The sequence below is a fragment of the Armatimonas sp. genome (assembly GCF_043760365.1).
GTDB lineage: Bacteria > Armatimonadota > Armatimonadia > Armatimonadales > Armatimonadaceae > Armatimonas.
Map to the genome: position 1 here is coordinate 1 of NZ_JAYUPA010001005.1, position 2671 is coordinate 2671.

The following is a 2671-nucleotide window of genomic DNA, read 5'->3' on the forward strand; positions in this document are numbered from 1 at the left end:
ATGGTGGGTGATCGCACAGGCGGTGATCCGAACTAATATCAAGAAGGTCGGGTTCTGGATGCCCCTCCTGATGATTGTTCTGATCCACTTGTTCTTTGGGCTGTTTTTCTTCCTGAATCACAATGTTACCCGTGCCATTGGTGATATGAGCGGCGGAGGTGGAGGAGGGCGTGGCTTTGGGCGGGGCCAGGGAGTGTTCACCTACGCCGCCTGCTGCTATCTGTGCGTCACCGAGAGCTGGCTGATGGTCTTTATCGAGGCGCTGATTATCGGCGCGGGCTGTATCGCGGCGGATAACCAGGCCAATGCCTTACTTGTCTATCTTTCGCGCCCGCTCTCCAAGCTAGACTATCTGGTAGGTAAGTGGTTCGGGGTCTTTTCGTTGCTCTGGTGCATCTCGGCCATTCCCACCCTCTTGATCTATGTCTTTTTGCTGACCAGCTACTACGACGAAGGCTTCTGGACCCAGAACCCGTATCTCCTGCCCCGGCTGTTTATGGCGACTCTGATTGCTCCCATGCTCAATGCGAGCCTAGTCGTGGGATTCTCCGCGTGGTCCAAGGGGGGGCGACAAGCGGGAGCATCCTTCGCGTCGTTCTACTTTATCCTGGGCGTCTTTACCCTGATCTCTGGAAATATCCTGGCGAAAAATGCCATGACCGAGATTGATAACGAGACCCCTGGCGCAAAGAGGGCGCTGTCGCGTGCGATGACGATCCGTGATGCCAGTGTTGGGGGCGTGACCGATGGGCTTACGATGAATCTGCTGCATGTGAAGCCACAAGACCATCCGTTCCAGTTCGCGCCCCAGTCTCGTCGGCTTGTCCCTCCACTGACCTGGCCGCTGGTGGTGCTCGGTGCCGCCTTTATTCTCCTGCCGTTGGCTGCTGCACACCGGAAAATCCGTGCCGTGGAGATTATCAGCGGATGATTTCCATGGAAGCGATCACAAGTGTCCGAGACCGGATTGTGGAAGGATTTCATCCCGACCGAATCATCTTATTTGGTTCCTATGCCTACGGTACTCCCCATGAAGACTCCGATGTGGACTTGCTTGTGGTTTTACCCTTCGAGGGGTCACCTCTCCGAGAACAAACCGCCATTCGTCTGGCGGTTCATAGTGGGTTTTCGATGGATGTTATTGTCTATACGCCGCAACAACTCCAGGAACGCTTGCGATTAGGCGATTCCTTTTTGCGTGAAATCACGGAGAAAGGCAAAATACTCTATGACACTACTCACTGAAGAATGGGTAGATAAAGCGGAGGGTGACCTTGCCACTGCTCTGCGCGAACGTCGCGCACGTAAATCTCCCAACTACGACTCGGCATGTTTTCACACGCAACAGTGTGCCGAGAAATACTTAAAAGCTATTAATCCCTTCTGGGTTACGTTGATGCCGGAGTGTGCTTTGCTGACAAACTATGCTGTGAACTTTCGTTATCCAGGATCTTCAGCGACTCTTTTGGATGCTAAACAAGGACTAGTTGCTCTTGAACCCATCCGTGACCTTGCCCGGCGGGAGCTTGGTATATGAACCAGCCTATGATTATTCTGGAGCGGGTGTCACGCTGGCACGGGCAGATTATCGGCCTCAACGATGTCTCGTTTCAGCTTCCTGCCGGGCTGACGGCGCTTCTTGGCCCGAATGGCGCGGGCAAGTCCACACTGCTCAAGCTCATTACCGGGCAGCTTCGTCCCCACACGGGGCGTGTTCTCTCGCTGGGGATGGAGCCGTTTGCCAACCCGACACTGGCGGCGCGGCTGGGCTACTGTCCTGAGATTGATAACTTCTACGAGGAGCTGACCGGGCGGGAGTTCGTGACCCTGCTGGCGGCGATGAACGGGATTCAGGGAGCGAGCGCGAAGGAAAAAGTGCAGGACGTGATGGAGCAGGTTGGGATGGCGGACCGGTGTGATAAGCGCATCGGGGGCTACTCCAAGGGCATGCGCCAGCGCATCAAAGTGGCGCAGGCGATTGTCCATGACCCAGATATTCTGATCCTAGACGAGCCCCTCAACGGTTTGGATCCCGTGGGGCGGCGCGAGCTCGTCGAGCTGATGCAGGGCTTCGCGGCGCGTGGCAAGTGTGTCTTGGTATCCAGCCATATTCTCTACGAAGTGGAGCAGATCACGGATCGCATTCTGGTGATCTTCAAAGGACGCGTTCTGGCGCAGGGCAACATCCACGATATCCGTGACCAGATTGACAAGCACCCGCACCACATTCGCCTGACCACAGATCGCCCTCGGGAGCTGGCCGCGCTGTTGATCGCGCAGCCGTTTGTTCTCTCGGCGCGTGTGGATCCCAAGAGCGAGAAGCTGATCGAGGTCGAGACCCACCAGCCGGATATCTTCTATGGGGCGCTTCCACAGCTCGCGCTCTCGGGGGGCTTTTTCATCGAGCGCTTCCACTCTCCGGATAACAACCTCGAATCCGTCTTCCGCTATCTCGTCGGGGATGCGTAGGCTGGTTTGCTGACCGCCCATTCTTCGCTGTGAATAGACTACTTTTTAGCGTAGGTTCTTTGTGACCAGTAGCTCTGTGGCCCACTCTAGCGCGGCGGGGAGCAAAGGCGGCTCGGGTTCGGAGGCGTAGCTAATGCTGCGTGCCAGCCCGCCAAAATCATAGGCGCGATCCAGGACATCCTGCATATCCAGCACAACATCG

At 56.3% G+C, this 2671-nt stretch carries 5 protein-coding genes; 4 read left to right on the top strand and 1 reads right to left on the bottom strand.

The window, feature by feature from the left end; translation table 11 throughout:
* From ACH2EH_RS25450 to ACH2EH_RS25465, 4 genes are all read left to right on the top strand, one after another.
* Nucleotides 1-931 (top strand): ABC transporter permease subunit (locus ACH2EH_RS25450; RefSeq protein ID WP_395146229.1); only part of this gene is annotated, 931 nt, incomplete at its 5' end.
* 5 nt (nt 932-936) lie between these two features.
* Nucleotides 937-1245, top strand: coding sequence for a nucleotidyltransferase domain-containing protein (locus ACH2EH_RS25455; RefSeq protein ID WP_309690409.1), 309 nt, complete (start codon nt 937-939; stop codon nt 1243-1245).
* Nucleotides 1229-1537 (top strand): HEPN domain-containing protein, encoded by a 309-nt coding sequence (locus tag ACH2EH_RS25460; protein WP_395146230.1) that lies wholly within the window; start codon nt 1229-1231, stop codon nt 1535-1537. The genes ACH2EH_RS25455 and ACH2EH_RS25460 overlap by 17 nt, the downstream gene beginning before the upstream one ends.
* An 8-nt stretch (nt 1538-1545) precedes the next feature.
* On the top strand, nt 1546-2469 hold the full coding sequence (locus tag ACH2EH_RS25465) for an ABC transporter ATP-binding protein (RefSeq protein WP_395146231.1): 924 nt from the start codon (nt 1546-1548) through the stop codon (nt 2467-2469).
* A 45-nt stretch (nt 2470-2514) separates the two neighbouring features.
* Here the strand turns inward: ACH2EH_RS25465 and ACH2EH_RS25470 are convergent, their stop codons facing one another.
* Complete coding sequence (locus tag ACH2EH_RS25470) at nt 2515-2664, bottom strand: hypothetical protein (RefSeq protein WP_395146232.1); 150 nt, start codon at nt 2662-2664, stop codon at nt 2515-2517.
* Nucleotides 2665-2671: the final 7 nt, after the last annotated feature.

What these genes read in the sequence shown, in the direction of transcription:
- ACH2EH_RS25455 (WP_309690409.1), top strand. Translation starts at nt 937, where the DNA reads ATGGAAGCGATCACAAGTGTCCGAGACCGGATTGTGGAAGGATTTCAT.
- ACH2EH_RS25460 (WP_395146230.1), top strand. Translation starts at nt 1,229, where the DNA reads ATGACACTACTCACTGAAGAATGGGTAGATAAAGCGGAGGGTGACCTT.
- ACH2EH_RS25465 (WP_395146231.1), top strand. Translation starts at nt 1,546, where the DNA reads ATGATTATTCTGGAGCGGGTGTCACGCTGGCACGGGCAGATTATCGGC.